The sequence below is a fragment of the Enterobacter sp. SENG-6 genome (assembly GCF_001605945.1).
GTDB lineage: Bacteria > Pseudomonadota > Gammaproteobacteria > Enterobacterales > Enterobacteriaceae > Enterobacter > Enterobacter cloacae.
Map to the genome: position 1 here is coordinate 158,979 of NZ_LOMM01000076.1, position 24,344 is coordinate 183,322.

Below are 24,344 nucleotides of genomic sequence, written 5' to 3' on the forward strand. Positions count from 1 at the left end.
AGGATAGATGGAGATTGTGAATTAAAAAAGGGCATCTCACGATGCCCTTAATATTTATCCAAAACGAACGTCGCGCCCGTGGGGTTCATTCAGATCCTGCCACGGCCCGATGGAGATAATACCCGTCGGGTTAATGGTTTTGTGGCTGCGGAAATAGTGGGTGCGGATATGGTCAAAATCGACCGTTTCGGCAATTCCCGGCATCTGGTAGATGTCGCGCAGGAAACCATACAGGTTCAGATAATCGCTGATGCGGTGTTTGTCACACTTAAAGTGGGTGACATAGACCGGATCAAAACGAACCAGCGTCGTCCACAGGCGGATATCCGCTTCCGTCAGACGATCGCCCGTCAGATAGCGGTGCTGGCCGAGGATCTGCTCCAGACGCTCAAGAGATTCAAAGACTTTTCCGACCGCTTCGTCGTAGGCTTCCTGGCTGGTGGCAAAACCGGCCTTGTAAACGCCGTTATTAACGTTGTCGTAAATCCAGCTGTTCAGCTCATCGATTTTGTCTCGCAGCTCAACCGGATAGTAATCCCCGGCGCGCGCGCCATGGGCGTCGAAGGCGGTGTTGAACATGCGGATGATCTCCGCAGACTCATTGCTGACAATCGTCTGGTTTTTCTTGTCCCACAGAACCGGTACGGTGACGCGCCCGGTGTAGTGCGGGTCGGCGCGCAGATAAAGCTGGTAGAGGAAATCGTGATGATACAGTTCATCACCCGTCGCAGCAGGGAAATCACGGTCGAACGTCCAGCCGTTTTCCAGCATTAGCGGGTTCACCACCGACACCGGAATTAAGGATTCGAGGCCTTTCAGCTTGCGCACAATCAGCGTGCGGTGCGCCCACGGGCAGGCGAGGGAAACATAGAGGTGATAACGATCTTTCTCGGCCGCAAAGCCACCTTCGCCACTCGGGCCGGCAGCACCATCGGCGGTAAGCCAGTTACGGAAGGCCGAAACAGAGCGCTTGAAGCGTCCACCGGTGGATTTGGTGTCATACCAGACATCCTGCCAGACGCCGTCTACGAGTTGTCCCATTTTTTTCTCCTCCGTCAGATAGCAAAAGCGAGGAGAGGTCTCCTCGCTTTGTGTTTATTCAGTATAGCGTGCTTACCATTTCTTATTCAGAACGCGGTCGATGCTGTATGCGCCCGGGCCGGTGACAGCCAGCAGCAGGAAGCCACCCGCAATGGTCAGGTTTTTCATGAACATCAGGGAGTTCACGCCTTCAGCAAAGTTGCTGTGGAAGATGAACGCCGTCAGCAGGGTGAAGCCCGCAGTAAACAGCGCCGTGGTACGGGTCAGGAAGCCGAACAGTACCGCCAGGCCGCCGCCGAACTCAAGCAGAATGGTCAGTGGCAGCATAAAGCCCGGAACGCCCATGGCTTCCATATACTGCTGGGTACCTGCATAACCGGTGATTTTGCCCCAACCTGCAACGATGAACAGAATTGGCATCAGAATACGTGCTACCAGTACACCAACATCTTCTAATTTTTTCATTTTACTCTCCAGGAAACCACATCAGCGGCTGAACATTATTTCTCTGCAAATTCGGGTAGATACCGCGTCTTTGCTGTCGATGGAGAGCATCATAAACGTGACGGTTGGCGATTGTTAGCAAGGAAAACTGTCAATCTTTTTCAAAGATATTGAGTAAGGGCAGGAGCGCGCTGGTGCCCTCACCCCAACCCTCTCCCACAGGGAGAGGGCGTAAAAACAAAAAACGGTAACCATGGTTACCGTTTTGCTTTTATCACCGAAGCTGCTGCTGGCGAATCGTCGCTTTCACCAGGCGCCAGGCGCTCCAGGCACCAAAGCCGCGTCGGGCCCAACGGATCAGCATATTCGGATGACGGATCGTCCAGATTGCCATCACACTGCTGCCAACCAGAGCCCAGGAACGCAGGCTCAGGAAGGTGTTCCAGCCACGGTCAAACCGACGCGTCGCGTCAATCCAGTCGCGGCGGCTGGCAGACAGATCCAGCCGTTGCTGCTGGATCTGACTTAACAGAAAGGCTTTTCGCTTTTCACGTTCGGCTTTATCGCTCACGGCTTGTCATCCTCCAGCAGGGCGCGATCGTTCGCCAGCTCCTGGCGCGTATGGCGCAGGAAAGAGGACTTACGCGCTTTGCGCATCGTCCAGATACCGCCAATCAGTGCTGCAACCAGCAAAACGACGGTGGTGGCAATCATCGCGTTGAGTCGATATTGCGGATCGATGGCCCAGATGATGAGTACCATCAGGCTCATCAGACCAAACGCGGCGAAGAGCATGGTCAGTCCAAGCATCAGCAGCATCTGGAAGAGGTTGGCTTTCTCCTCTTCCAGCTCTACCACTGCCAGCCGGACGCGCGTTTCGGCAATCCCGACCAGCGTCGTTAAGATACGCTGGCCGATGCCGAGGACGTTGTTAGCAGGCCCTTGTGCGTGACGAGGATCTTCCATATCAACGACGCGTCAGCAGTACGCCCAGTACCACACCGATTGCGGCACCAATACCGACACCCGTCCACGGATTATCGCGAACATATTCGTCAGCACGCGCTGCGGCTTCACGGGTCTGTTTTGCCAGCGCATCACCGGTTTCACCCAGGCGATAGCGGCTCTCTTTCAGCGCTTGCTCCGCTTTACTGCGCAGTTTGCTGACCTCTTCTTTTGACTTATCGGCGGAGGAGTTCAGCACCTCTTCAAGGGTGTCAGCCAGGGATTTCAGTTCAGCGCGCAGATGTTCAGACGTCGTATCTTTTGACATGATTTTCTCCTGTTGAGATTTCCGTTAACTCAATAATCGCGAGCTTCCAGCGCTTTCAGGTCGTCCTGCGCTTCTTTCAGCTTTCTCTCGCGCTTGGCAATTTTTTCCGCATCCCCTTTCTCTTTCGCTTCCTGCAGGTCGTGACGACGCTCGGCTATCTCGTCCTTCTGTTCAGCGATTTTTTTCTGGTGATCGGCACGCAGTTGGCTGTCTGAACAGTTCGCTTTCACTTCGCTCAGCGCTTTTTTCAGCCCCTCAACACGATGCTGATTGTTGTGCTTTTCGGCATAACCGATCTCACGCTGAATATCCTGCTCTTTCTCCTGACAGAGAGAAGTGGCGAAGGAGGCAGTGCTTAAAGATAAAAGGGCCAAAGCCAGAGTAATGCGGAATTTCATTATCGAAACCTTCCATTGTGTTGCGGCATACGCCGCTATCCAGACTAAGCGGAGAACATTTGAGGGGTGCTCCGCGTACTTAAGCATAGTAAGTAAACGGGGGATTCACCAAAGTGAGTGAAAAGATTCGGAATCCTGGTAATTATCCAAATCGATGCGACGTATCGCGAATCAGCGACAGCCAGGCCGCTGGCCGGCTGTCATCGTCCTGCTGGGCAATGATGTATCCCTGCGGCAGCGTGCGGTCAAGCACCACTTTCGCGGCCGCGCTCTGCGCACGAGAGTCAAACTTGATCAGTAACACATCGTTTTGTGGGGTGATACTTTTAAAGCGGATCCCGTTGGCATCCAGATGGTGCCAGACAGAAAACCCATCCGGTACGCTGACACCCTGATTAACCGGGCGAATGGCCAGCGTAGATTCCTGATGCGAAAGCGCGCTCCAGATCAGAAGCATGGCGCTGATAAGCACCAGGGCGATCAGTGCGTACGCACTACGACGCAGGGAGAGCGCTGAGATAACCATGGTTAGCTCCTGGCTCCGTATTTTTTCTTCCACAGGACAACCAGCGAACCGATCAGGCCGAAGACCAGCAGGACGACAGGCAGCAGCATCAGGCATGACATCAGCTGATCTTCATACTTCATGAAGACCGGCGTTTTACCCAGCGCATAGCCCAGCGTGGTGAGGATCAGCACCCACAGCAGGCCGCTCATCCAGTTAAAGAACTGGAAGCGAGTGCTGCTGAGACCTGACAGACCCGCGATGGTCGGCAACAAAGTACGTACAAACGCAATAAAGCGGCCAATCAGCAGTGCGGAAAGACCGTGCTTATGGAAAAGATGGTGCGCCCGCTGGTGATAATGTGCCGGAAGGTGCGAAAGCCAGTTCTGCACGATCCGCGTATTGCCAAGCCATCGTCCCTGGATGTAGCTCACCCAGCAGCCGAGGCTGGCGGCGACGGTCAGTAAAAAAATGGTTTGCGGAAACGCCATCGCCCCTTTGGCACACAGCACGCCGACGAGCACCAGCAAACTGTCGCCGGGCAAAAAGGCCGCAGGCAGCAGACCGTTCTCAAGGAACAGGATCATAAACAGGACAAAATAGAGCATGCCAATCATGGAAGGGTTGGCCAGCGTTTCGAAATCCTGAGCCCAGAGGGCATTCAGTAGTTGGGTCAAAAGTTCCATTCAGTGTTCCTGGAAATCGGTTAACGTCACGCCTGTTATCCGGGACAAACAGCACGGCGACATTGTTGTGATTTCATTATGGTCGCTCGCGGACACATTGCGGTGTGGCCAACACTGTTCCCTGTTAATTGGCTGGTTAGCAAGCACTAACTTACAAAATAAGGAATTGAATCCAATTGTAACAAAGCCCAACGTTCTGCGTCACAGAATTTGCAGGGTGTGATGATTTTGGCGTAAGCCCTGGAAGTGAGCGAGGGGATTTACAAAGGCTGACACTATATATGTTTTGCTTACCCATAAGCGCGGGAAGGCGCAGCGAAGCGCCTGCCAGCACGGAGGCAAACTATTTTGCCTGACTTGACGCGGTATCGAGGTGAACGACAGGATTATCCGCAAAAAGATAACGGTCGGCGTTAAATTCGAAGTCGTCACTGGTCTCATTGAACAGCATCTGCTTGGTGTTTTCGAGGTGCTGCCACATGGCCAGTTTCGCGGCGTGGGGATCTTTACGAATCAGCGCTTTGAGGATTTGGTCGTGATCGTCACACCAGTTATCCACCGTACGTGAATCGATATGATCGTGCAGTTTTTTCCAGTACGGGTTGTGAACGCGCTGAGTCCACATTTTTTCTACAATTGCGGCCAGCGCGGTATTTTGCGTTGCCAGTGCCACCTGAACGTGGAACTGCAGATCCCACTCCGAATCGCGGAAACATTTTTCCTTGCGGGCGTTCTCCTGGATCTCCATCAGTTTCATGATGTCCTGCTTGGTCACCTGGGTTGCCGCAAATTCCGCAATGTTGCTTTCAATGAGCTGGCGGGCCTGGAGCAGCTCAAACGGACCATAGCTGGCAAATTCCAGGCTTTCGTCCGCAACAGGAGAGTGTTTAGGCTGATTAGAAATCACATGAATGCCGGAACCTTTGCGAACCTCAACGTAACCTTCCACTTCGAGCATGATGATCGCTTCACGCACCACGGTGCGGCTCACGTTTTTTTCATCGGCTATGAAGCGCTCAGCGGGGAGTTTGTCACCGACAAGATAGACCCCTTGCTCGATGCGATCTTTCAGCTCGGCAGCAAGTTGTTGATATAAACGACGTGGTTCGGTGATTTCCATATGCGCTCCAGGCAGGGTACGGCGGATGATTTGTTATACCACTTTTGCATGCCACTCTCCAGATTTTGCCATTAAAAAAGCCGCCCGGAGGCGGCTGGTTTTATAGGTCGGGTAAGCGCAGCGCCACCCGGCACAGCAATGCTAACTCTGCGTCGCCGGTCCCCCGAGGGACTCTTTCGCCAGTTCGTCGGCAGATTTGCTTTTCAGCACCGTCCAGATAACGACTGCCCCCATCAGGTCGAAGATAGCCAGTACCGCGAACAGCGGGCTGAAACCGATGGTATCCGCCAGCGCACCCACCACCAGCGCAAACAGGGTACTTGCGGTCCAGGCGGCCATCCCGGTCAGGCCGTTGGCCGTTGCCACTTCGTTACGGCCGAACACGTCAGACGAGAGGGTAATCAGCGCACCGGATAACGACTGGTGAGCAAAGCCACCGATACACAGCAGGGCGATAGCCACGTACGGGCTGGTGAACAGGCCGATCATCCCCGGGCCAATCATCAGCAGCGCGCCCATGGTCACCACCATCTTACGGGAAACAATCAGGTTCACCCCAAACCAGCGCTGGAACAGTGGCGGCAGGTAACCACCCACGATACAGCCCAGGTCAGCGAACAGCATGGGCATCCAGGCGAACATGGCGATCTCTTTCAGGTTAAAGCCATAGACCTTAAACATGAACAGTGGGATCCAGGCGTTAAAGGTGCCCCAGGCCGGTTCAGCCAGGAAGCGTGGCAGCGCGATACCCCAGAACTGACGGGTCCCCAGGATCTGCCAGACGGACATTTTTTTGCCGTTGTTGGTCTGGTGCTGCGCTTCCTGACCGCCAATGATGTACTCGCGTTCTTCTTCAGACAGTTTTTTCTGGTCACGCGGGTGTTTATAGAACACCAGCCACGCCATGGCCCAGGCAAAGCTCAGTACGCCAGAGATAATAAACGCCATCTGCCAGCTGTGCATGACGATGGCCCACACCACCAGTGGGGGGGCAATCATCGCCCCGATGGACGAGCCGACGTTGAAGTAACCGACCGCAATGGAACGCTCTTTTGCCGGGAACCACTCAGAGCTGGCTTTCAGCCCTGCCGGGATCATCGCCGCTTCCGCCGCACCTACCGCGCCGCGTGCCAGCGCCAGGCCACCCCAACTGCCTGCCAGCGCCGTTGCACCGCAGAACACCGCCCAGGCGATGGCGAAGAAGGCATAACCGATTTTGGTACCGAGAATGTCCAGCACATAGCCTGCAACAGGCTGCATGATGGTATAAGCCGCGGAGTAGGCGGCAATGATGTAGGAGTATTGCTGCGTGGAGATGTGCAGCTCTTCCATCAACGTGGGCGCGGCGGCTGCCACGGTGTTACGCGTCAGGTAGCCCAGCACGGTGCCGAGCGTCACCAGTGCGATCATATACCAACGTAACCCTTTAATTTTACGCATCTAAAACCTCATCGTTATGTTATTTCCGTGCCAGGGCACGGCAACCTCTCACCGGTTTGGGGGAGGGCTGTGTAACGGGAGGGGCGTAACCGGGAGAACGTCCCGGAACGGCCCGAACCTTGCCATAAATAAGCGTGCATAAGTCGGTTTCCGTACCGTTAAATCCGATGTCTGACACCGGTAATGCATTCCGTCGGCTGCGTGTTTGCGACGGCGAAAAGATAACTTGTCATACAACTTTAAAAGGTGAGTGACATCACAAATGTATGATTCTTTGTAGGGGCATTATCTGGCGCAGGCGAAGCCAGTTCTGACGCGGCCTGCAGAAGGGTTTACCTCATTCGGGGTAATTTTTTTGTCCGGGTTTATTGATCCAACTCACGAAAAAAACCTCAGGCTCTGGAAATTGGTGTGATAACTTTGCAGCATCTGAACATAAGCTTTCTGCCGCTCCCGTTACGAGGAAGACGATAATGACACCGTTTATGACCGACGATTTTCTGTTAGACACTGAATTTGCCCGCCGCCTGTATCACGACTACGCAAAAGACCAGCCCATTTTTGATTACCACTGCCATTTACCGCCGCAGCAGGTTGCCGACAATTACCGTTTCAAAAACCTGTATGACATCTGGCTGAAGGGCGATCACTATAAATGGCGCGCCATGCGCACCAACGGCGTCGCTGAACGCCTGTGTACCGGCGACGCAAGCGACCGCGAGAAATTTGATGCCTGGGCGGCTACCGTGCCGCAGACCATCGGTAACCCGCTCTATCACTGGACGCACCTCGAACTGCGCCGTCCGTTTGGCATTACCGGTAAGCTGCTTTCACCGGCTACGGCGGATGAGATTTGGGAGCAGTGCAACGACTTGCTGGCACAGGATAACTTCTCCGCGCGCGGCATCATGAAGCAGATGAACGTGAAGATGGTGGGCACCACCGACGACCCGATCGACTCGCTTGAACATCACGCGGTCATTGCAAAAGACACCGCGTTTGATATCAAAGTGCTGCCAAGCTGGCGTCCGGATAAAGCCTTTAACATCGAACTCGACACCTTTAGCGACTATATGGCGAAGCTGGGCGAGGTTTCTGACACCGACATTCGTCGTTTTGCGGACCTGCAGAGCGCGCTGATCAAACGTCTGGATCACTTTGCGGCACACGGCTGTAAAGTCTCTGACCATGCCCTGGATGTGGTGCTGTTTGCAGAATCTAACGAAGCCGAGCTGGATAGCATTCTGGCGCGCCGTCTCTCCGGTGAAGCCCTGAGCGAGCATGAAGTCGCCCAGTTCAAAACTGCAGTACTGGTCTTCCTTGGCGCTGAATATGCCCGTCGCGGCTGGGTGCAGCAGTACCACATTGGCGCGCTGCGTAATAACAACCAGCGTCAGTTCAAACTGCTGGGCGCGGACGTGGGCTTTGACTCCATCAACGACCGTCCGCTGGCCGAAGCGCTCTCTAAACTGCTGAGCAAACAGAACGAGCAAAACCTGCTGCCCAAAACCATCCTCTACTGCCTGAACCCGCGCGATAACGAAGTGCTGGGCACCATGATCGGCAACTTCCAGGGTGAAGGGATGCCGGGCAAGATGCAGTTCGGCTCCGGCTGGTGGTTCAATGACCAGAAAGATGGCATGGAGCGTCAGATGACGCAACTGGCGCAGTTGGGTCTGTTAAGCCGCTTTGTCGGCATGCTGACCGATAGCCGCAGTTTCCTCTCCTACACCCGCCACGAATACTTCCGCCGCATTCTGTGCCAGATGATTGGCCGCTGGGTGCACGCGGGCGAAGCACCGGCGGATATCCAGCTGCTCGGCGAGATGGTGAGAAACATCTGCTTTAACAATGCGCGTGACTACTTCGCCATTGAACTGAACTAAGCCCGTTTGAGGTTGATATGCACTACATCAAAATCCATTCGCTGGATAACGTCGGCGTCGCGCTGGCAGATCTGACCGAAGGAACAGAGGTCACTTTCGGTAATCAATCGGTCACGTTGCGCCAGGCCATTGGACGTGGACATAAGTTTGCCCTGATCCCCATTATGAAAGGGGATAACGTGGTGAAGTACGGTTTACCGATTGGCCATGCGCTGGCGGATATTGCGCCGGGTGAATACATTCATTCCCACAATACCCGCACCAATCTGAGCGATCTGGACGAGTACAGCTATCAACCTGATTTTCATGCGCAAGAGGAGCAGGCGGCAGATCGTGAGGTGCAGATCTACCGCCGCGCCAACGGTGAGGTAGGGATCCGCAACGAACTCTGGATCCTCCCGACAGTCGGTTGCGTGAACGGGATCGCGCGTCAAATCCAGACGCGTTTCCTGAAAGAGACTCACGATGCCGAAGGCATTGACGGCGTGCACCTGTTCAGCCACACCTACGGCTGTTCACAGCTGGGTGACGATCACATTAACACCCGTACCATGCTGCAAAACATGGTGCGTCATCCGAACGCGGGGGCGGTGCTGGTGATTGGCCTGGGCTGCGAGAACAACCAGGTGGATGCCTTCCGGGAGACGCTGGGCGAGTTTGACCCTGAGCGCGTGCACTTTATGGTGTGTCAGCATCAGGATGATGAAGTGGAAGCGGGCGTTGAGCAACTGCACCAGCTGTATGAGGCGATGCGCCACGATAAACGTGAGCCAGGCAAGCTGAGCGAGCTTAAGTTTGGGCTGGAGTGTGGTGGCTCGGACGGTCTTTCCGGGATCACCGCGAACCCGATGCTGGGCCGCTTCTCGGACTATGTGATCGCCAACGGGGGAACGACGGTGCTGACGGAAGTGCCGGAGATGTTCGGTGCCGAGCGTATCCTGATGAGCCACTGCCGTGATGAAGCGACGTTTGAGAAAACGGTCACCATGGTGAATGATTTCAAACAGTACTTCATCGCTCACAACCAGCCGATTTATGAGAACCCGTCGCCGGGTAACAAAGCGGGTGGGATCACCACGCTTGAAGAGAAGTCACTGGGTTGTACCCAGAAAGCGGGCGCCAGCCAGGTGGTGGATGTCCTGCGCTACGGCGAACGCCTGAAAACCCACGGACTGAACCTGCTGAGCGCCCCGGGGAACGATGCGGTTGCCACCAGCGCGCTGGCCGGTGCCGGCTGCCACATGGTGCTGTTCAGCACCGGCCGCGGTACGCCGTACGGCGGGTTTGTCCCGACGGTCAAAATTGCCACCAACAGTGAACTGGCGGCGAAGAAAAAGCACTGGATCGACTTTGATGCCGGTCAGCTCATTCACGGTAAAGCAATGCCTGAATTGCTGACGGAGTTTGTGGACAGTATTGTGGAATTTGCCAACGGCAAGCAGACCTGCAACGAGAAAAACGACTTCCGCGAGCTGGCGATCTTTAAGAGTGGTGTGACGTTGTAATCGGTGCGGCCTGATGCCCTCACCCTGACCCTCTCCCACGGGAGAGGGGACAAACACTAAAAACGGCAACCTCAGGGTTGCCGTTTTGCTGTTAACCTCGTAATGCGTTCTTCGCTAAACGCGCATCTTCCGCCTGACAGGCCGCAGCGGTGAACAGCACGTCGGTAGAAGAGTTCAGCGCCGTCTCACAGGAATCCTGCAGCACACCGATAATGAAGCCGACTGCGACCACCTGCATGGCAATTTCGTTCGGAATACCAAACATATTGCACGCCAGCGGGATCAGCAGCAGAGAGCCGCCCGCCACGCCAGATGCGCCACAGGCACACAGCGAGGCCACCACGCTCAACAGCAGCGCCGTAGGCAGATCCACAGGAATACCCAGCGTATGCACAGCCGCCAGGGTCAGCACGGTGATGGTGATCGCCGCGCCCGCCATGTTCACGGTTGCACCCAGCGGGATAGACACGGAGTAAGTATCACGATCCAGATTCAGCTTCTCCGCCAGCGCCATGTTAACCGGAATGTTAGCTGCGGAGCTGCGGGTAAAGAAGGCGTACACGCCGCTTTCACGCAGGCAGGTCAGCACCAGTGGATACGGGTTGCGGCGGATCTGCCAGAACACCAGCAGGGGATTAATCACCAGTGCCACCAGCAGCATACAGCCAACCAGCACGACCAGTAACTGGGCGTAGCCCCACAGCGCGTCAAAACCGGTGGTTGCCAGCGTAGAGGAGACCAGACCAAAAATACCGATTGGTGCAAAACGAATCACCAGTTTCACCATGAAGGTCACGGCGTTCGAGACATCGTTAACCAGGTTTTTCGTGGTCTCATTACCATGACGCAGCGCGAAGCCCAGCCCAATTGCCCAGACCAGGATGCCAATGTAGTTTGCGTTCATCAGCGCTGTGATTGGGTTAGAGACCATGCTCATCAGCAGACCACGAAGCACTTCCACAATCCCCGATGGGGGCGTGACATCACCGGCCGCGCTGGTCAGGTGCAGCGTAGACGGGAACAGGAAGCTAAATACCACGGCGGTTAAGGCAGCGGAGAAAGTGCCCAGAAGATACAGGAAGAGGATCGGCCGAATGTTGGTTTTTTGTCCGTGTTGGTGGTTGGCAATCGACGCCATGACCAGCATCAGAACCAGTACCGGTGCCACGGCTTTCAGTGCGCCAACGAAAAGGGTTCCAAGCAGCCCCGTGGCTTCCGCAGCAGGTTTTGACACCATTGCCAGCAGAATACCCAGTACCAACCCAACCAGAATTTGTTTTACAAGGCTGCCCTGCGCCAGGCGCGCGAACAGACCGCGTGATTGTGTGCTCATACGTTATTCCTGAGTGAAATTGCGTTCCATCCTGGCTGTGCTCTAAGGCACATTTATGTCCGGATGTAAGTATTTGTTTGCCTGGTTGAGTATCAGGGAAAGCGAGGAAAGGCGGAAGAGTAAAATGCTGGATTTTACGTGTTGCGTCATGTTTTTTAACTATTGATTAACGAAAGTGCCGGGTGGCGCTGCGCCACCCGGCAAAACGCACTACGCCTGCTGCTTTTTATCGTGCTGGCGGTTAACCCAGGTATTGATAATCAGCGTTACCAGCAGAATGCCAAACACCACGCCGAGCGAGATGGCAATCGGGATATGGTAGAAATCAACAATCAGCATCTTGATACCGATAAACACCAGGATCACCGACAGACCGTACTTCAGCATTGAGAAGCGCTCAGCCGCGCCTGCCAGCAGGAAATACATCGCACGCAGACCGAGAATAGCGAACAGGTTAGAGGTCAGCACAATGAACGGGTCGGTGGTGACAGCGAAGATAGCCGGGATACTGTCCACGGCGAAGATCACATCGCTCAGCTCCACCAGAATCAGCACCAGCAGCAGCGGGGTGGCGAACAGCAGGCCATTCTTGCGGACAAAGAAATGCTCGCTCTCGATTTTGTCCGTCATGCGCAGATGACCACGGATCCACTTCACCAGCGGCTTATCACCAATACCGGTTTCGTCTTCTTTCGCCAGCGCCATTTTAACCCCGGTGAACAGCAGGAACGCGCCAAAAACGTACAGCAGCCATTCGAACTGGGTTATCAGCCAGCTACCGGCGAAGATCATGATGGTACGCAGGACGATTGCCCCCAGCACGCCGTAAACCAGCACGCGACGCTGCAGGGCAGCAGGCACGGCAAAGTAGCTGAACAGCATCAGCCAGACGAAGACGTTATCAACCGCCAGCGCTTTTTCAATCAGATAACCGGTGAGGAAGGCGAGCGCCTGAGGATCAGCCACCGCACGGCCTTCGGTCGAGGCCAGATACCACCAGAAGGCGGCGCAGAAAAGGAGTGAGAGGGATACCCACACCAGCGACCAGACGGCGGCTTGCTTGACGCTCATGCCGTGCTCGCCGCGACGGCCCTGCAAAAAGAGGTCGATTGCCAGCATGATGAGCACGACAACCGCGAATCCGCCCCACAACATTGGAGTGCCGACAGAATGCATACTATTTTCCTTACACATAAAAAACAAAAACGGCCATGGTCAGAAGACGATAGCCGTTAGCTTTTTATGCATAGACCTCGCCTTCCGGCAAGGTCTCACTTACAACCACGAAGGTTGCCCGGCGACCGGATGCGGTTTTGCACGCATCGTAATGACGATCCACCGGCAAGGAAGTTACTCCCCTTTGCTCGTAACAAAATATGTCAGACCATCAGTTTCGTCAATGGTCCTCAGTCATTCATTACACAGCTTTACGCGATAGCTTCTGTGCTCACGCCGTCAGCCGGGAAAACCACGCCGGTCTGGCGACGGATTTCCGTTTGCAGCTTCGCCGTGGTGCGGCTTATCGCAAGCCCCGGGTGATTCACTTCGTTGTCTTCCACCAGACGGGCGAAGACCTCTGCCTCATAGAGCATAGTGTTAATATGCTGAGGCTGCGTCAGCTCCTGCGCTTTACCGCCGCGCGGCACAAAACTCAGCTTCTGGCATTCGGAGATCTTCTCGATAACCAGCGATCCGTTTTCACCCTGAATTTCACTTGGCAGGACGGAGTCACTCACTTTGGAGTGCTGCAGCGTGACGCTGAAATCACCGTAATCCAGCACCACGACACCGTGCGCATCCACGCCGCTCTCCAGCAGGCTGGCAGTGGCCGTTACGCCGTGCGGCTCGCCCCACAGGGCAACCGCAGAGGCCAGGCAATAGAAACCGATGTCCATAATCGAGCCGTTGGAGAAGGCCGGATTAAAGGTGTTCGGGTTCTCGCCGTCCAGATAACGCTGGTAGCGCGACGAGTACTGGCAATAGTTAATAAAGGCTTTGCGCACTTTGCCCACCTTCGGCAAAGACTGCTGTAGCAGCAGGAAGTTCGGCAGGCTGGCGGTTTTGAACGCTTCGAACAGCACCACCTGGTTGTCGCGGGCGCACTGAATGGCGGCTTCCACTTCCTCGATATTCGAGGCCAACGGCTTCTCGCAAATGACATGCTTTTTATGGCTGAGGAAGAGCCGGGTTTGCGGGAAGTGCAGGGCGTTCGGGCTGGCAATATAGACCGCGTCAATGGCGTCGCTTTGCGCCATCTCATCAAGCGAGGTGAACAGATGTTCAACCAGATAATCGTTCGCGAAGGCCTGCGCCTGTTCAAGGCTGCGGGAATAGACGGCGGTGAGCTTAAGTTTGCCGGTTTCGTGGGCGGCGTCGACGAACTGGCGCGTGATCCAGTTCGTACCAATGACTGCGAAACGTATCATAAACGTTTACGTACTCCATAGCGGGGAACCTTTAGCCACTGTAGCACGTGATTGTTGCAAAACCAGTGCGCTACTGCGCATTACTCTTTAACGATAAATGCGTAAGCCACAAACGGGTATCAAACTCCAGCTGATGGTACTGTGGCTCCATATGGCAGCACAGGGAATAGAACGCCTTGTCATGCTCTTTTTCCTTCAGGTGCGCCAGCTCGTGCACCACGATCATCCGCAGAAAGGCTTCCGGTGCGTTGCGAAAGACGGTGGCGACGCGGATCTCGGCTTTTGCTTTTAGCTTACCGCCCTGGACGCGTGAAATGGCCGTATGCAGGCCGAGCGCGTTTTTCAGCACGTGGATCTTGTTGTCGTACATCACTTTATTGATGGGTGGTGCACTCTTCAGATACCGGTTTTTGAGATCCTGCGTATACTGCCAGAGGGCCTTATCGGTCGCGACATCGTGCGTGCCGGGATAGCGTTTTTCCAGCACCGTCCCCAGTTTTTGCTCGGCAATTAACGTGCGTACCTGGGAGAGCAAATGCTCCGGGTAGCCCTGGAGATAAGTCAGCTGGTTCATCAAAACCCCAAAATAAGTTGAAAACGGGTATACTCACGCACCCTTTTCAGGGATAACGCCAAATTTTACCATTCAGGAGGGCCGATGAGCCACTTAGACAACGGTTTCCGTTCACTCAACCTTAAACGTTTCCCGGAGACGGACGACGTTAACCCGCTTCAGGCGTGGGAAGCGGCGGATGAATATCTGCTGCAACAGTTGGATGACACTGAAATTCGCGGCCCGGTTCTGATCCTGAATGATGCCTTCGGAGCGCTGGGCTGCGCCCTGGCGGCGCACACGCCTTATAGCATTGGCGATTCATACTTAAGCGAGCTGGCGACGCGTGAAAACCTGCGTCACAACGATCTCGATGAATCCAGCGTGAAGTTCCTCGACAGCACCGCAGACTACCCGCAGGCGCCGGGCGTGGTGCTGATCAAAGTGCCAAAAACCATGGCGTTGCTGGAGCAGCAACTGCGTGCATTACGGAAAGTCGTCACGCCAGAGACGCGCATCATCGCGGGCGCGAAGGCGCGTGATATTCATACCTCAACGCTGGAGCTGTTCGAGAAAGTGCTGGGCCCGACCACCACGACGCTGGCCTGGAAAAAAGCGCGCCTGATCAACTGTACCTTCAGCGCGCCGGAACTGGCTGACGCGCCAGAGACGCTGAGCTGGAAGATGGAAGGCACCGACTGGACCATCCACAATCACGCGAACGTCTTCTCACGTACCGGCCTTGATATCGGCGCACGTTTCTTTATTGAACATCTGCCGGAAAATCTGGAAGGGGAGATTGTGGATCTCGGCTGCGGTAACGGCGTGATTGGCCTGACGCTGCTGGCAAAGAACCCACAAGCCAGCGTGGTCTTCAGCGACGAATCGCCAATGGCGGTAGCCTCGAGCCGTCTGAACGTGGAAACCAACATGCCAGAGGCGCTGGATCGCTGTGAGTTTATGATTAATAACGCGCTGTCCGGCGTAGAGCCTTTCCGCTTCAACGCCGTGTTCTGCAACCCACCGTTCCACCAGAAGCACGCCCTGACGGATAACGTCGCGTGGGAGATGTTCCACCATGCGCGCCGCTGCCTGAAAATCAACGGCGAGCTGTATATTGTGGCGAACCGTCACCTGGACTACTTCCACAAGCTGAAGAAGATTTTCGGTAACTGCGTCACCATCGCCACCAACAACAAGTTCGTGGTGTTGAAAGCGGTGAAGCTGGGACGTCGTCGCTAAATAACCAGTGCAAGCTGGGTGCCCTGCGCAATGGCCCGCCGCGCATCCAGCTCCATTGCCACATCGCATCCGCCGATCAAATGCACCGTTTTACCTGCCTCACGCAGCGGATCCGCCAGATCGCGCTTTGGCTCCTGCCCGGCACATAAAATCACATGATCCACGCGCAGCAGCTGTGGCTCACCGCCGATCGTGACGTGCAGGCCGTCGTCGTCGATCTTCTGATAGCTCACCGCCGGGATCATCTTCACGCCGCGCGAAAGCAGGGTGGCGCGGTGGATCCAGCCGGTTGTTTTCCCCAGTCCTTCACCCGGCTTACTTGCTTTGCGCTGCAGCATGACGATCTGCCGTGGGCTTTTCGGCAGCTGTGGCCCTTCCGGACGCAGGCCGCCGGACTGGCTCAGGCTGGTGTCGATGCCCCATTCCACGCAAAATTCGGCAATGTTCTGGCTGGTGGCCTCGCCCGGCTGGCTTAAATACATGGCGGTATCAAAGCCGATCCCACCGCAGCCGATAATGGCCACGTTTTCCCCAACCGGCGCTTTATCGCGCAGCACATCGAGATAGCTCAGCACCTTAGGATGATCGATACCCTCGATCGCAGGCGTGCGCGGGGCGATCCCGCTTGCCAGGATCACCTCGTCGTAATCCAGCAGATCTGGCGCACTTACCCACTGGTTGAGCCGCAGATCCACACCCGTGAGCTCGATCATCCGGCGGTAGTAGCGCAGCGTTTCATAGAACTCCTCTTTGCCGGGGATCTGTTTGGCAATATTAAACTGCCCGCCAATTTCGCCTGCGGCATCGAACAGCGTCACGCTGTGCCCGCGCGACGCCGCATTTACCGCAAACGCCAGCCCCGCGGGGCCCGCCCCGACAACCGCCAGGCGTTTTGATTTGTCTACCGGGAGCACCGGCATTTTGGTTTCATGGCAGGCGCGGGGGTTAACCAGGCAGGAGGTCACTTTCCCGACGAAGATCTGATCCAGACAGGCCTGATTACAGCCGATGCAGGTGTTGATCTCATCCGCACGCCCGCTTTGCGCTTTGGAAAGCAGTTCTGCATCTGCCAGGAACGGACGCGCCATCGACACCATATCGGCATCGCCGCGTGAGATGACATCATCCGCCACCTGCGGATCGTTAATACGGTTAGTGGTCACCAGCGGAACAGACACTTTGCCTTTCAGCTTGCGCGTAACCCAGGTGAATGCCGCGCGCGGTACCGGCGTGGCGATAGTCGGGATACGCGCCTCGTGCCAGCCAATCCCGGTATTGATGAGGGTGGCACCGGCGGCTTCAATCGCCTGCGCCAGCTGGACGGTCTCGTCAAACGTCCCGCCGCCTTCCACCAGATCCAGCATCGACAGGCGGAAGATGATAATAAAGTCAGCGCCCGCACGTTCGCGCACGGCGCGTACCACTTCGACGGCAAAGCGCATGCGTCGCGCATAATCGCCACCCCATTCGTCGTCACGCTGGTTAGTGCGGGCGGCGAGGAATTCGTTAATCAGATAGCCCTCGGAACCCATCACCTCGACGCCGTCATAGCCCGCTTCACGCGCCAGCGCCGCACAGCGGGCGAAGTCGTCAATCAGCGCCAGCACTTCATCGTGGCTGAGGGCATGCGGCTTGAAGCGGTTAATCGGTGCCTGAATGGCCGACGGTGCCACCAGATTGGGCTGATAGCTATAACGCCCGGTATGCAGGATCTGCAGGGCGATTTTACCGCCTTCTTTGTGAACGGCATCGGTCACAATACGATGGTGCGGCAGCTGTGACGCATCGTTAAGCACCGCTCCGCCTTCCATCCCCACGCCTGATGGCGCGGGAGCCACCCCCCCGGTGACGATCAGCGCCACACCGTGGCGCGCGCGTTCGGCATAAAAGGCCGCCAGACGCTCGGCCCCGTCCGGATGCTCCTCCAGCCCGGTATGCATTGAGCCCATCAACACGCGGTTTTTGAGCGTTGTGAACCCCAGATCGAGGGGGGCGAATAGCGACGGGTAGCGGCTCATAGTCTCTTCCAGTGTAAAATTATTGTTATGTGGTCGGATGAGTTACTAATTTAGCCAGCACGAAGTAAAAGGGAAAAGGGGAATGCAGTGATTGTGATGGGATTCAAATAATGCCCTCACCCTAACCCTCTCCCACAGGGAGAGGGGACTCAATCTCCCTCTCCCTTAGGGAGAGGGCCGGGGTGAGGGGGATGCTCGCACCAGCCCCGGTGCCTGCCACATCGAGGTCGTCAGCCCGCTGTCCACCAGACCGAGCTGGTCGGCGTACACCGCCTGCCACTTCTGCATCATGCCATCGTACAGCGCCCGGTGCTGCGGGTTCGGGGTAAACTCGCGGCTCCATTTCACCAGCCGCTCGCCGGTGGTGGCCATATCCGCAAACAGTCCGGCCCCGGCTCCGGCGGCAATGGCGCAACCCAGCGCCGTGGCCTCTTTCACTTCCGGTACGCGCACCGGCAAACCGGTGACGTCACTTAAAATCTGGCTCCATAGCGCCCCCTTCGAACCGCCTCCGGCAAACACCAGGCTCTCGAATTTAACGCCGGAGAAACGTGAGATTTGCGCCAGGTTGCAGGCCGAGACAATCGCCGCGTTCTCTTCCAGCGCGCGGAACAGCGTCGCTTTGTTGCACTTTTCCGGGTCGATGGAGAGGTTAATAAACGACGGGGCGGCGTGGTACCACTGCTTAAAATGCATCGCGTCGGAGAAGATGGGCATCACGCCATGCGAACCCGCGGGCACCCGGCTCGCCATCTCTTCGAGCAGGGAATAGGTGTCCATCCCCATACGTTCGGCGATCAGCTTCTCTTCCGCGCAGAAGGCGTCGCGGAACCAGCGCATGGTCAGGCCGGTGAAGAAGCTGATCGACTCCGCCTGCGCCATACCGGGGATGACGTGTGGGTTTACGCGAATATTCATCTCAGGATCGGTGCGCACCTGCGGCAGATTGACCACCTGCTGCCAGAAGGTACCACCCAGCACCGCCGTTTGCCCGGCGCGGACCACGCCCAGCCCCAGACAGCCCAGCTGCACGTCGCCTCCGCCCATCACCACAGGGGTGCCTTCACGCAGGCCGCTCTGCTGCGCGGCCTCTTTAGTGATAGCGCCCAGCACGGTGCCGGTCTCTTTCACCGGAGAGAGGATATCGGCGCGCAGCCCGGCCATATCCAGCAGCGCTGGCCGCCAGTCGCGGGAGAAGAGATCCAGCATCCCCGTAGTGCCCGCATTTGATGGATCGACCGCCAGCTCGCCGGAGAGCTTCGCCGCCAGCCAGTCGCTGATCATGGTAATAGTGGCAGCCTTGCGATAGATATCCGGGCGATGGTGCGCCAGCCACAGCAGACGCGGCATGGCGCTCAGGGCCAGGGTCTGGCCGGAAACGTCGTACACTTCGGATTCAAACTGGTTGTCGTGGATCTCTTTGAGTTCGGCCACCTCGCGGCTGGCGCGGGCGTCGACGTTGGCGCAGGCCCAGATGGCCTCACCGTTGCGGTCATACAGCACGATCCCTTCGCGCATGGAGCAGCAGGCGACGGACTGGATATCCGCCGCGCTCAGGTGCGCGCGATCCAGCGCCTGGTGGATGCACTGGCAGGTGAGCCGCCAGTTGGTATTGAGGTCGAACTCCATCGAGCCCGGCACATTTTCCACGCTCAGGTGCTGCCACTCGGCCTGACCCACGGCAACCTGATTGCCCTGCAGATCGAAAATAACGGCACGCACGCTGCCTGTCCCTGCATCTAACGCTAAAAGGTAACTCATGAGTTTGCCTCGTTGTTAGCGCAGGGCTTACCCCGTTACGTCAGGGCCAGCACCGCGCGGGCTGTTGTCTCTTCCGTCACCAGGCCATTGATACGGCGACCTTTCAGTGCGGCGTAAATCGCATCGGCTTTCTCAACACCGCCAGCCACGCCGACGATGGTAGGCAACTGCGCCAGTTCATCAAGCGTGACGCCCAGCAGTTCTTTGTGGATCTCCAGCTCCTCAACGCACTCTCCTTCGGCAGTGAGGAAATAACCGAGAATGTCGCCGACCGCCCCTTTACGGGCATACATCAGCTGTTCACCTTCGCTGATGTAGCCTGAGCGCAATATCGTTGCATCACGACGCTGGTTCACGGACCCAATCCCGACCACCGCCACGTCGGCCGCCGTTGCGGCGAGGATCACGTCCCGCACGCTGGTTTCACGTTTTAAGATCCCGGCCACCTCGGCGGAGGAGACGCGAAGCGGGGCGGGGATCATGCTGACGCTGCATGCCGCGTCCAGCTGGCCGATACCGGTCATATAGGGCCCCACGCCGCCGGAAAGGGTCACCAGGCGGATCTGCTGCGAGCTGATAAAGCCGCTCAGATGTTGCAGGCTGCTCATGGTGGTTTCACCAAATCCCACCGCTAACAGTTGGCCGGGTTCCAGCACGCCCATTAACGACTGCGCGGCACCAATGCCTAACCGCACGTTCATTGGCGGGGTATTCAGTGCTGGCAGCACGCGCACCAGCTTTAGACCAAAGCGCTGCTGCAGTTCGGTTTCCAGTGCCAGACAGCCCTCATAGCGGGAGTTGATCTGCACGCGGATCACCCCGGACTGGCGACCTTTCTCCAGCAGGCGAGAGATCTTCAGGCGCGGCAGGCCGAGCCGTTCGCCAATGTCGTTTTGCGTCAATCCGTCGTGGTAGTAACACCAGGCCACGCGGGCAACCAGCTCCTCTTCCGCCAGTGCCAGCCCGGCAAACCGACCTTCTTCCGCAGTGCGTTTATCGCTCATAATTGAACTCTTATAAAAATTTAGATCATATGTTCGTGACGGCGCAGGTCGAAAGTGTGAGCCACGCGGCAAAACGGATCATTTAGATAGTTTCTTTCTCAGATGGATCTTAATCGATAAAACTGTGATCCCTGCACGGTTGTAAATATAGTTCACCGTCTACGCTTTTGAACATTATTAAATCTAAAAATCATTTGTTCAATAGCGGAGCGATGATGACCCCACTTATCGAAGCACGAGCCATCTGCAAGCAGTTTTCCGGGGTGCCGGTTTTGAAAGGCATTGATTTCACGCTGCTTGCGGGCCAGGTGCATGCGCTGATGGGCGGGAACGGCGCGGGTAAATCGACGCTGATGAAGATCATCGCCGGGGTGGAGACGCCGGACAGCGGTGAACTTTCCGTAGCAGGTCATTCATATGCGCGGCTCACGCCCGTGCAGGCCCATAAGTTAGGTATCTATCTGGTGCCCCAGGAACCGCTCCTGTTCCCCAATCTGACGGTGCGGGAAAACATCCTTTTCCGCCTGCCGCGTGAACGGGAAAGAGAGAATCGGCTGACGGAGAAGCTGCAGCAGCTGCAGTGCCAGCTAAATCTCGACGCCACCGCCAGCACGCTGGAAGTGGCGGATCAGCAGATGGTGGAGATCCTGCGCGGTCTGATGCGTAACGCCACGATCCTGATCCTCGACGAGCCCACGGCCTCCCTCACGCCGGGTGAAACCGAACGTCTGTTTCGCCAGATCCGCGCCCTGCAGGATCTGGGCGTCGGCATCGTCTTTATCTCGCATAAATTGCCGGAGATCCGCCAGCTGGCAAGCCACGTCTCGGTGATGCGCGACGGTGCCGTAGTGCTCAGCGGGGAAACCGCGCAGTTCGACGATAACGCGCTGATTGCCGCCATGACGCCGGTGAGCCGGGAGAAAGGCTTAAGCGATGCGCAAAAACTGTGGCTGGCGTTGCCGGGAAACCGTCGCACCCAGCCGCAGGATTTTCCGGTATTGCGCGTGGACGATCTTACCGGGGAGGGGTTTATCGATCTCTCGCTTGAGATCTACGCAGGCGAGATCGTCGGTCTGGCCGGGCTGGTCGGATCCGGGCGCACCGAATTTGCCGAGACGCTCTACGGCCTGCGTCCGGTGCGTGGCGGACGGGTCTGGCTGGAGAATCAGGAGATCACTCACGAGAGCGTGGGCGCCCGGCTGGACAAAGGCCTGGTTTATCTGCCGGAAGACAGGCAGGTGTCCGGCCTGTTCCTGGATGCACCCATCCGCTGGAACACCGTGGCGCTGAACGAGCCGTCTCTCTGGCAGCAGCGCAAGCGGGAGTCCGCAGTGGTGGAGCGTTACCACCGCGCGCTGGGGATCAAACTCAACCATGCGGATCAAACCGTGCGCACCCTCTCCGGCGGGAATCAGCAGAAAGTGCTGCTGGCCCGCTGTCTGGAAGCCAACCCGTTACTGCTGATCGTCGATGAACCGACGCGCGGCGTGGACGTGTCGGCACGTGCCGATATCTACCAGCTCATCAAAAGCGTGGCCGCGCAGAACGTGGCTGTGCTGATGATCTCAAGCGATCTCGATGAGTTCCCTGGCCTTGCCGATCGCGTGCTGGTCATGCACCAGGGCGTGCTTAGCGGCGAGTTGCCGCGCCATGCCGTCAGCCTCGATCGGATGATTGCGCTGGCGTTCGGAGGACAATCATGAAGACGTTACTGAAAAACCGCGAGCTGAGCGCGTTTCTCGCCATTCTGGCGCTGTTTGCCGTGCTGGTGGCGCTTAATCCGGCGTACCTGAGCCTTCAGACGCTGGGGATGATCTTCGCCAGCGCGCAAATTCTGATCCTGCTGGCGCTTGGCGCCGCGCTGGTGATGCTGACCCGCAATATTGACGTCTCCGTGGGCTCCACCGTGGGGCTCTCCGCCATCGCCGTCGGCGTGGCGCTGAACAATGGCTACAGCCTGCCGGTGTCGATGCTGTTCGCGCTGTCTGTCGGCGCGCTGGCAGGAGCGTTCAACGGGTTGCTGGTGGTGGCGCTGCGCATCCCGGCGATTGTCGCCACCCTCGGCACGCTGGGGCTGTATCGCGGGGCAATGCTGCTCTGGACCGGTGGAAAGTGGATTGAAGGGTTACCGCCGGGGCTGAAATCCCTTTCTGAACCCGTAGCCGTGGGCATTTCGCCGCTCGGCATGGTGGTGCTGTTTTTGGCCGCCATCGGCGCGTGGACGCTCTCGCGTACCGCGTTTGGACGCGATTTCTATGCCGTGGGCGATAACCTTGCCGCCGCGCGCCAGCTGGGCGTGGCGGTCAACCGCACGCGGATGATCGCCTTTACTCTCAACGGCATGCTGGCGGCCTGCGCCGGGATTGTCTTTGCCGCGCAGATTGGCTTTGTGCCAAACCAGACCGGGAGCGGGCTGGAGATGAAAGCCATCGCCGCCTGCGTGCTCGGCGGCATTTCGCTGCTGGGCGGGACGGGCACGCTGATTGGCGCACTGCTTGGGGCCTTTTTCCTGACGCAAATCGACACCGTACTGGTGCTGTTTAAGCTCCCGGCGTGGTGGAATGACTTTATCGCCGGGCTGGTGCTACTGGGCGTGCTGGTGCTCGACGGGCGTCTGCGCCAGGCGCTGGCGCGTCATCAGCGGGCGCTGAAATACGGTCGCTTCCAGCCGGGTAACAGAGGGGGAAAGCACGTCACCCCATTTCCCAAACGCAAAAAAGAGGTGGCGTAAATGAAGCTTAACTGGGAAAGCGCGCTGCTGATCTTACTGGTGCTGGAGATCCTGCTCTTTGGCGCCATCAACCCGCGGATGCTCGACATCAACATGCTGCTGTTCAGCACCAGCGATTTTATCTGCATCGGCATTGTGGCGCTGCCGCTGACGCTGGTGATTATCAGCGGCGGGATCGATATCTCCCTCGGTTCAACCATTGGCCTGTGCGCCATTGCGCTGGGAGTGATGATGCAATCGGGCTGGCCGATGGCGGTCGCCATTCCTCTGACGCTGCTGCTGGGCCTGCTGTGCGGGCTGGTGAATGCGGCGCTGATCCACTACACGGGTATCAGCCCTTTAGTTATCACTCTCGGCACGCTCTACCTCTACGGCGGCGGGGCGTTGCTGCTCTCCGGTATGGCGGGCGCGACGGGCTATGAGGGCATCGGCGGCTTCCCGGACAGCTTTACCGCGTTCGCTAACCTGACCGTGTCAGGTCTGCCCATTCCGCTGGTGCTGTTTGCGCTCATTACGCTCTTCTTCTGGCTGATTACCCACCGCGGACGCTTTGGGCGGCATCTGTTCTTAATCGGCCAGAACCCGCGCGCCGCGCGCTATGCGGCGCTGTCGGTTAACGGCATGCCCTACGCGCTGTATGGCCTGGTGGGCGTCGCCTCGGCCATTGCCGCCCTGGTGATGGTCTCCTATTTCGGTTCCGCGCGCTCGGATCTGGGGCGCGATCTGCTGATGCCTGCCCTCACCGCTGCCGTACTCGGCGGGGCGAATATTTATGGCGGGTCAGGTTCGGTTATCGGTACGGCACTGGCAGCGCTGCTGGTGGGGTACCTGCAGCAGGGGTTACAGATGGTCGGCATCCCCAACCAGGTGTCGAACGCGCTGTCAGGGGCGCTGTTGGTTGTGGTGGTGATGGGACGTTCGCTGAGTCTGCACCGTGAATGGGTGCGTTCTCTCTTTAGAAAACTATCCGGAGCGTAA

23 protein-coding genes are annotated in these 24,344 nt (G+C 57.2%); 6 read left to right on the plus strand and 17 right to left on the minus strand.

Translation table 11 applies throughout. The features are described from left to right. Positions 1 to 54: 54 nt before the first annotated feature. From AX755_RS22390 to AX755_RS22435, 10 genes are all read right to left on the minus strand, one after another. Positions 55 to 1,041, minus strand: a complete 987-nt coding sequence (locus AX755_RS22390; RefSeq protein WP_029883513.1) for a glutathione S-transferase family protein — start codon at positions 1,039 to 1,041, stop codon at positions 55 to 57. Positions 1,042 to 1,113: 72 nt separating this feature from the next. Beyond that, entirely contained in the window at positions 1,114 to 1,506 is a 393-nt protein-coding gene (locus tag AX755_RS22395; protein ID WP_013098869.1) for a DoxX family protein, read from the minus strand. Between the two features lie 253 nt (positions 1,507 to 1,759). Then, the gene (locus AX755_RS22400; protein ID WP_013098868.1) at positions 1,760 to 2,056 is read right to left on the minus strand and encodes a YqjK-like family protein; all 297 of its coding nucleotides are present in this window, start codon (positions 2,054 to 2,056) and stop codon (positions 1,760 to 1,762) included. Then, on the minus strand, positions 2,053 to 2,451 hold the full coding sequence (locus AX755_RS22405; RefSeq protein ID WP_062857476.1) for a phage holin family protein: 399 nt from the start codon (positions 2,449 to 2,451) through the stop codon (positions 2,053 to 2,055). Before AX755_RS22405 ends, AX755_RS22400 begins: the two co-directional genes overlap by 4 nt. 1 nt (position 2,452) lies before the next feature. Beyond that, complete coding sequence (locus tag AX755_RS22410) at positions 2,453 to 2,758, minus strand: DUF883 family protein (protein WP_013098866.1); 306 nt, start codon at positions 2,756 to 2,758, stop codon at positions 2,453 to 2,455. 29 nt (positions 2,759 to 2,787) lie between these two features. Next, positions 2,788 to 3,156 (minus strand): DUF1090 domain-containing protein, encoded by a 369-nt coding sequence (locus AX755_RS22415; RefSeq protein WP_020689388.1) that lies wholly within the window; start codon positions 3,154 to 3,156, stop codon positions 2,788 to 2,790. 142 nt (positions 3,157 to 3,298) lie between these two features. Continuing rightward, positions 3,299 to 3,682 carry an EnvZ/OmpR regulon moderator MzrA gene (gene mzrA / locus AX755_RS22420; RefSeq protein WP_029883512.1) on the minus strand — a complete coding sequence of 128 codons (384 nt, stop codon included), beginning with the start codon at positions 3,680 to 3,682 and terminating at the stop codon, positions 3,299 to 3,301. A gap of 2 nt (positions 3,683 to 3,684) precedes the next feature. Next, positions 3,685 to 4,347 carry a DedA family general envelope maintenance protein YqjA gene (yqjA, locus tag AX755_RS22425; protein WP_013098863.1) on the minus strand — a complete coding sequence of 221 codons (663 nt, stop codon included), beginning with the start codon at positions 4,345 to 4,347 and terminating at the stop codon, positions 3,685 to 3,687. A 343-nt stretch (positions 4,348 to 4,690) separates the two neighbouring features. Then, positions 4,691 to 5,467, minus strand: a complete 777-nt coding sequence (exuR, locus tag AX755_RS22430; protein ID WP_013098862.1) for a transcriptional regulator ExuR — start codon at positions 5,465 to 5,467, stop codon at positions 4,691 to 4,693. Positions 5,468 to 5,608: 141 nt separating this feature from the next. Further along, positions 5,609 to 6,907, minus strand: a complete 1,299-nt coding sequence (locus AX755_RS22435) for an MFS transporter (RefSeq protein ID WP_013098861.1) — start codon at positions 6,905 to 6,907, stop codon at positions 5,609 to 5,611. A 473-nt stretch (positions 6,908 to 7,380) separates the two neighbouring features. On the opposite strand from AX755_RS22435, the gene uxaC reads away from it, so the two are divergent. Further along, positions 7,381 to 8,793, plus strand: coding sequence for a glucuronate isomerase (gene uxaC, locus AX755_RS22440; RefSeq protein ID WP_038420676.1), 1,413 nt, complete (start codon positions 7,381 to 7,383; stop codon positions 8,791 to 8,793). Positions 8,794 to 8,810: 17 nt separating this feature from the next. Beyond that, entirely contained in the window at positions 8,811 to 10,298 is a 1,488-nt protein-coding gene (locus AX755_RS22445; RefSeq protein ID WP_045293610.1) for a UxaA family hydrolase, read from the plus strand. Between the two features lie 91 nt (positions 10,299 to 10,389). On the opposite strand, the gene sstT is transcribed toward AX755_RS22445, so the two are convergent. The 4 genes from sstT to AX755_RS22465 form a co-directional block, all read right to left on the minus strand. After that, a complete protein-coding gene (sstT, locus tag AX755_RS22450; RefSeq protein ID WP_062857477.1) occupies positions 10,390 to 11,631 on the minus strand; it encodes a serine/threonine transporter SstT in 1,242 nt (413 codons plus the stop codon). A 210-nt stretch (positions 11,632 to 11,841) separates the two neighbouring features. Next, positions 11,842 to 12,807 carry a TerC family protein gene (locus tag AX755_RS22455; protein ID WP_013098857.1) on the minus strand — a complete coding sequence of 322 codons (966 nt, stop codon included), beginning with the start codon at positions 12,805 to 12,807 and terminating at the stop codon, positions 11,842 to 11,844. 251 nt (positions 12,808 to 13,058) lie between these two features. Continuing rightward, a complete protein-coding gene (locus tag AX755_RS22460; RefSeq protein WP_013098856.1) occupies positions 13,059 to 14,057 on the minus strand; it encodes a Gfo/Idh/MocA family protein in 999 nt (332 codons plus the stop codon). Between the two features lie 70 nt (positions 14,058 to 14,127). Then, on the minus strand, positions 14,128 to 14,631 hold the full coding sequence (locus AX755_RS22465) for a YgjP-like metallopeptidase domain-containing protein (RefSeq protein ID WP_038985775.1): 504 nt from the start codon (positions 14,629 to 14,631) through the stop codon (positions 14,128 to 14,130). An 84-nt stretch (positions 14,632 to 14,715) separates the two neighbouring features. Between AX755_RS22465 and rlmG the strand changes: the two genes are divergently transcribed. Next, entirely contained in the window at positions 14,716 to 15,852 is a 1,137-nt protein-coding gene (gene rlmG / locus AX755_RS22470) for a 23S rRNA (guanine(1835)-N(2))-methyltransferase RlmG (protein WP_013098854.1), read from the plus strand. Here the strand turns inward: rlmG and AX755_RS22475 are convergent. From AX755_RS22475 to lsrR, 3 genes are all read right to left on the minus strand, one after another. Beyond that, on the minus strand, positions 15,849 to 17,870 hold the full coding sequence (locus tag AX755_RS22475) for an NADPH-dependent 2,4-dienoyl-CoA reductase (protein WP_058678723.1): 2,022 nt from the start codon (positions 17,868 to 17,870) through the stop codon (positions 15,849 to 15,851). The genes rlmG and AX755_RS22475 overlap by 4 nt on opposite strands. Positions 17,871 to 18,035: 165 nt before the next feature. Then, entirely contained in the window at positions 18,036 to 19,631 is a 1,596-nt protein-coding gene (gene lsrK / locus AX755_RS22480; RefSeq protein WP_062857478.1) for an autoinducer-2 kinase, read from the minus strand. Positions 19,632 to 19,666: 35 nt separating this feature from the next. Further along, positions 19,667 to 20,635, minus strand: coding sequence for a transcriptional regulator LsrR (lsrR, locus tag AX755_RS22485; RefSeq protein WP_013098851.1), 969 nt, complete (start codon positions 20,633 to 20,635; stop codon positions 19,667 to 19,669). 215 nt (positions 20,636 to 20,850) lie between these two features. Between lsrR and lsrA the strand changes: the two genes are divergently transcribed. The 3 genes from lsrA to lsrD are packed head-to-tail and all read left to right on the plus strand — an operon-like array spanning position 20,851 to position 24,344. Beyond that, positions 20,851 to 22,338 (plus strand): autoinducer 2 ABC transporter ATP-binding protein LsrA, encoded by a 1,488-nt coding sequence (gene lsrA, locus AX755_RS22490; protein WP_062857479.1) that lies wholly within the window; start codon positions 20,851 to 20,853, stop codon positions 22,336 to 22,338. Further along, positions 22,335 to 23,366, plus strand: coding sequence for an autoinducer 2 ABC transporter permease LsrC (lsrC, locus tag AX755_RS22495; protein ID WP_062857480.1), 1,032 nt, complete (start codon positions 22,335 to 22,337; stop codon positions 23,364 to 23,366). Before lsrA ends, lsrC begins: the two co-directional genes overlap by 4 nt. After that, positions 23,367 to 24,344, plus strand: coding sequence for an autoinducer 2 ABC transporter permease LsrD (lsrD, locus tag AX755_RS22500; RefSeq protein WP_062857481.1), 978 nt, complete (start codon positions 23,367 to 23,369; stop codon positions 24,342 to 24,344).

Coding starts and splice junctions, on each gene's coding strand:
- AX755_RS22390 (WP_029883513.1), bottom strand. CDS start 1,041: ATGGGACAACTCGTAGACGGCGTCTGGCAGGATGTCTGGTATGACACC.
- AX755_RS22395 (WP_013098869.1), bottom strand. CDS start 1,506: ATGAAAAAATTAGAAGATGTTGGTGTACTGGTAGCACGTATTCTGATG.
- AX755_RS22405 (WP_062857476.1), bottom strand. CDS start 2,451: ATGGAAGATCCTCGTCACGCACAAGGGCCTGCTAACAACGTCCTCGGC.
- AX755_RS22410 (WP_013098866.1), bottom strand. CDS start 2,758: ATGTCAAAAGATACGACGTCTGAACATCTGCGCGCTGAACTGAAATCC.
- AX755_RS22415 (WP_020689388.1), bottom strand. CDS start 3,156: ATGAAATTCCGCATTACTCTGGCTTTGGCCCTTTTATCTTTAAGCACT.
- mzrA (WP_029883512.1), bottom strand. CDS start 3,682: ATGGTTATCTCAGCGCTCTCCCTGCGTCGTAGTGCGTACGCACTGATC.
- yqjA (WP_013098863.1), bottom strand. CDS start 4,347: ATGGAACTTTTGACCCAACTACTGAATGCCCTCTGGGCTCAGGATTTC.
- exuR (WP_013098862.1), bottom strand. CDS start 5,467: ATGGAAATCACCGAACCACGTCGTTTATATCAACAACTTGCTGCCGAG.
- AX755_RS22435 (WP_013098861.1), bottom strand. CDS start 6,907: ATGCGTAAAATTAAAGGGTTACGTTGGTATATGATCGCACTGGTGACG.
- uxaC (WP_038420676.1), top strand. CDS start 7,381: ATGACACCGTTTATGACCGACGATTTTCTGTTAGACACTGAATTTGCC.
- AX755_RS22445 (WP_045293610.1), top strand. CDS start 8,811: ATGCACTACATCAAAATCCATTCGCTGGATAACGTCGGCGTCGCGCTG.
- sstT (WP_062857477.1), bottom strand. CDS start 11,631: ATGAGCACACAATCACGCGGTCTGTTCGCGCGCCTGGCGCAGGGCAGC.
- AX755_RS22455 (WP_013098857.1), bottom strand. CDS start 12,807: ATGCATTCTGTCGGCACTCCAATGTTGTGGGGCGGATTCGCGGTTGTC.
- AX755_RS22460 (WP_013098856.1), bottom strand. CDS start 14,057: ATGATACGTTTCGCAGTCATTGGTACGAACTGGATCACGCGCCAGTTC.
- AX755_RS22465 (WP_038985775.1), bottom strand. CDS start 14,631: ATGAACCAGCTGACTTATCTCCAGGGCTACCCGGAGCATTTGCTCTCC.
- rlmG (WP_013098854.1), top strand. CDS start 14,716: ATGAGCCACTTAGACAACGGTTTCCGTTCACTCAACCTTAAACGTTTC.
- AX755_RS22475 (WP_058678723.1), bottom strand. CDS start 17,870: ATGAGCCGCTACCCGTCGCTATTCGCCCCCCTCGATCTGGGGTTCACA.
- lsrK (WP_062857478.1), bottom strand. CDS start 19,631: ATGAGTTACCTTTTAGCGTTAGATGCAGGGACAGGCAGCGTGCGTGCC.
- lsrR (WP_013098851.1), bottom strand. CDS start 20,635: ATGAGCGATAAACGCACTGCGGAAGAAGGTCGGTTTGCCGGGCTGGCA.
- lsrA (WP_062857479.1), top strand. CDS start 20,851: ATGACCCCACTTATCGAAGCACGAGCCATCTGCAAGCAGTTTTCCGGG.
- lsrC (WP_062857480.1), top strand. CDS start 22,335: ATGAAGACGTTACTGAAAAACCGCGAGCTGAGCGCGTTTCTCGCCATT.
- lsrD (WP_062857481.1), top strand. CDS start 23,367: ATGAAGCTTAACTGGGAAAGCGCGCTGCTGATCTTACTGGTGCTGGAG.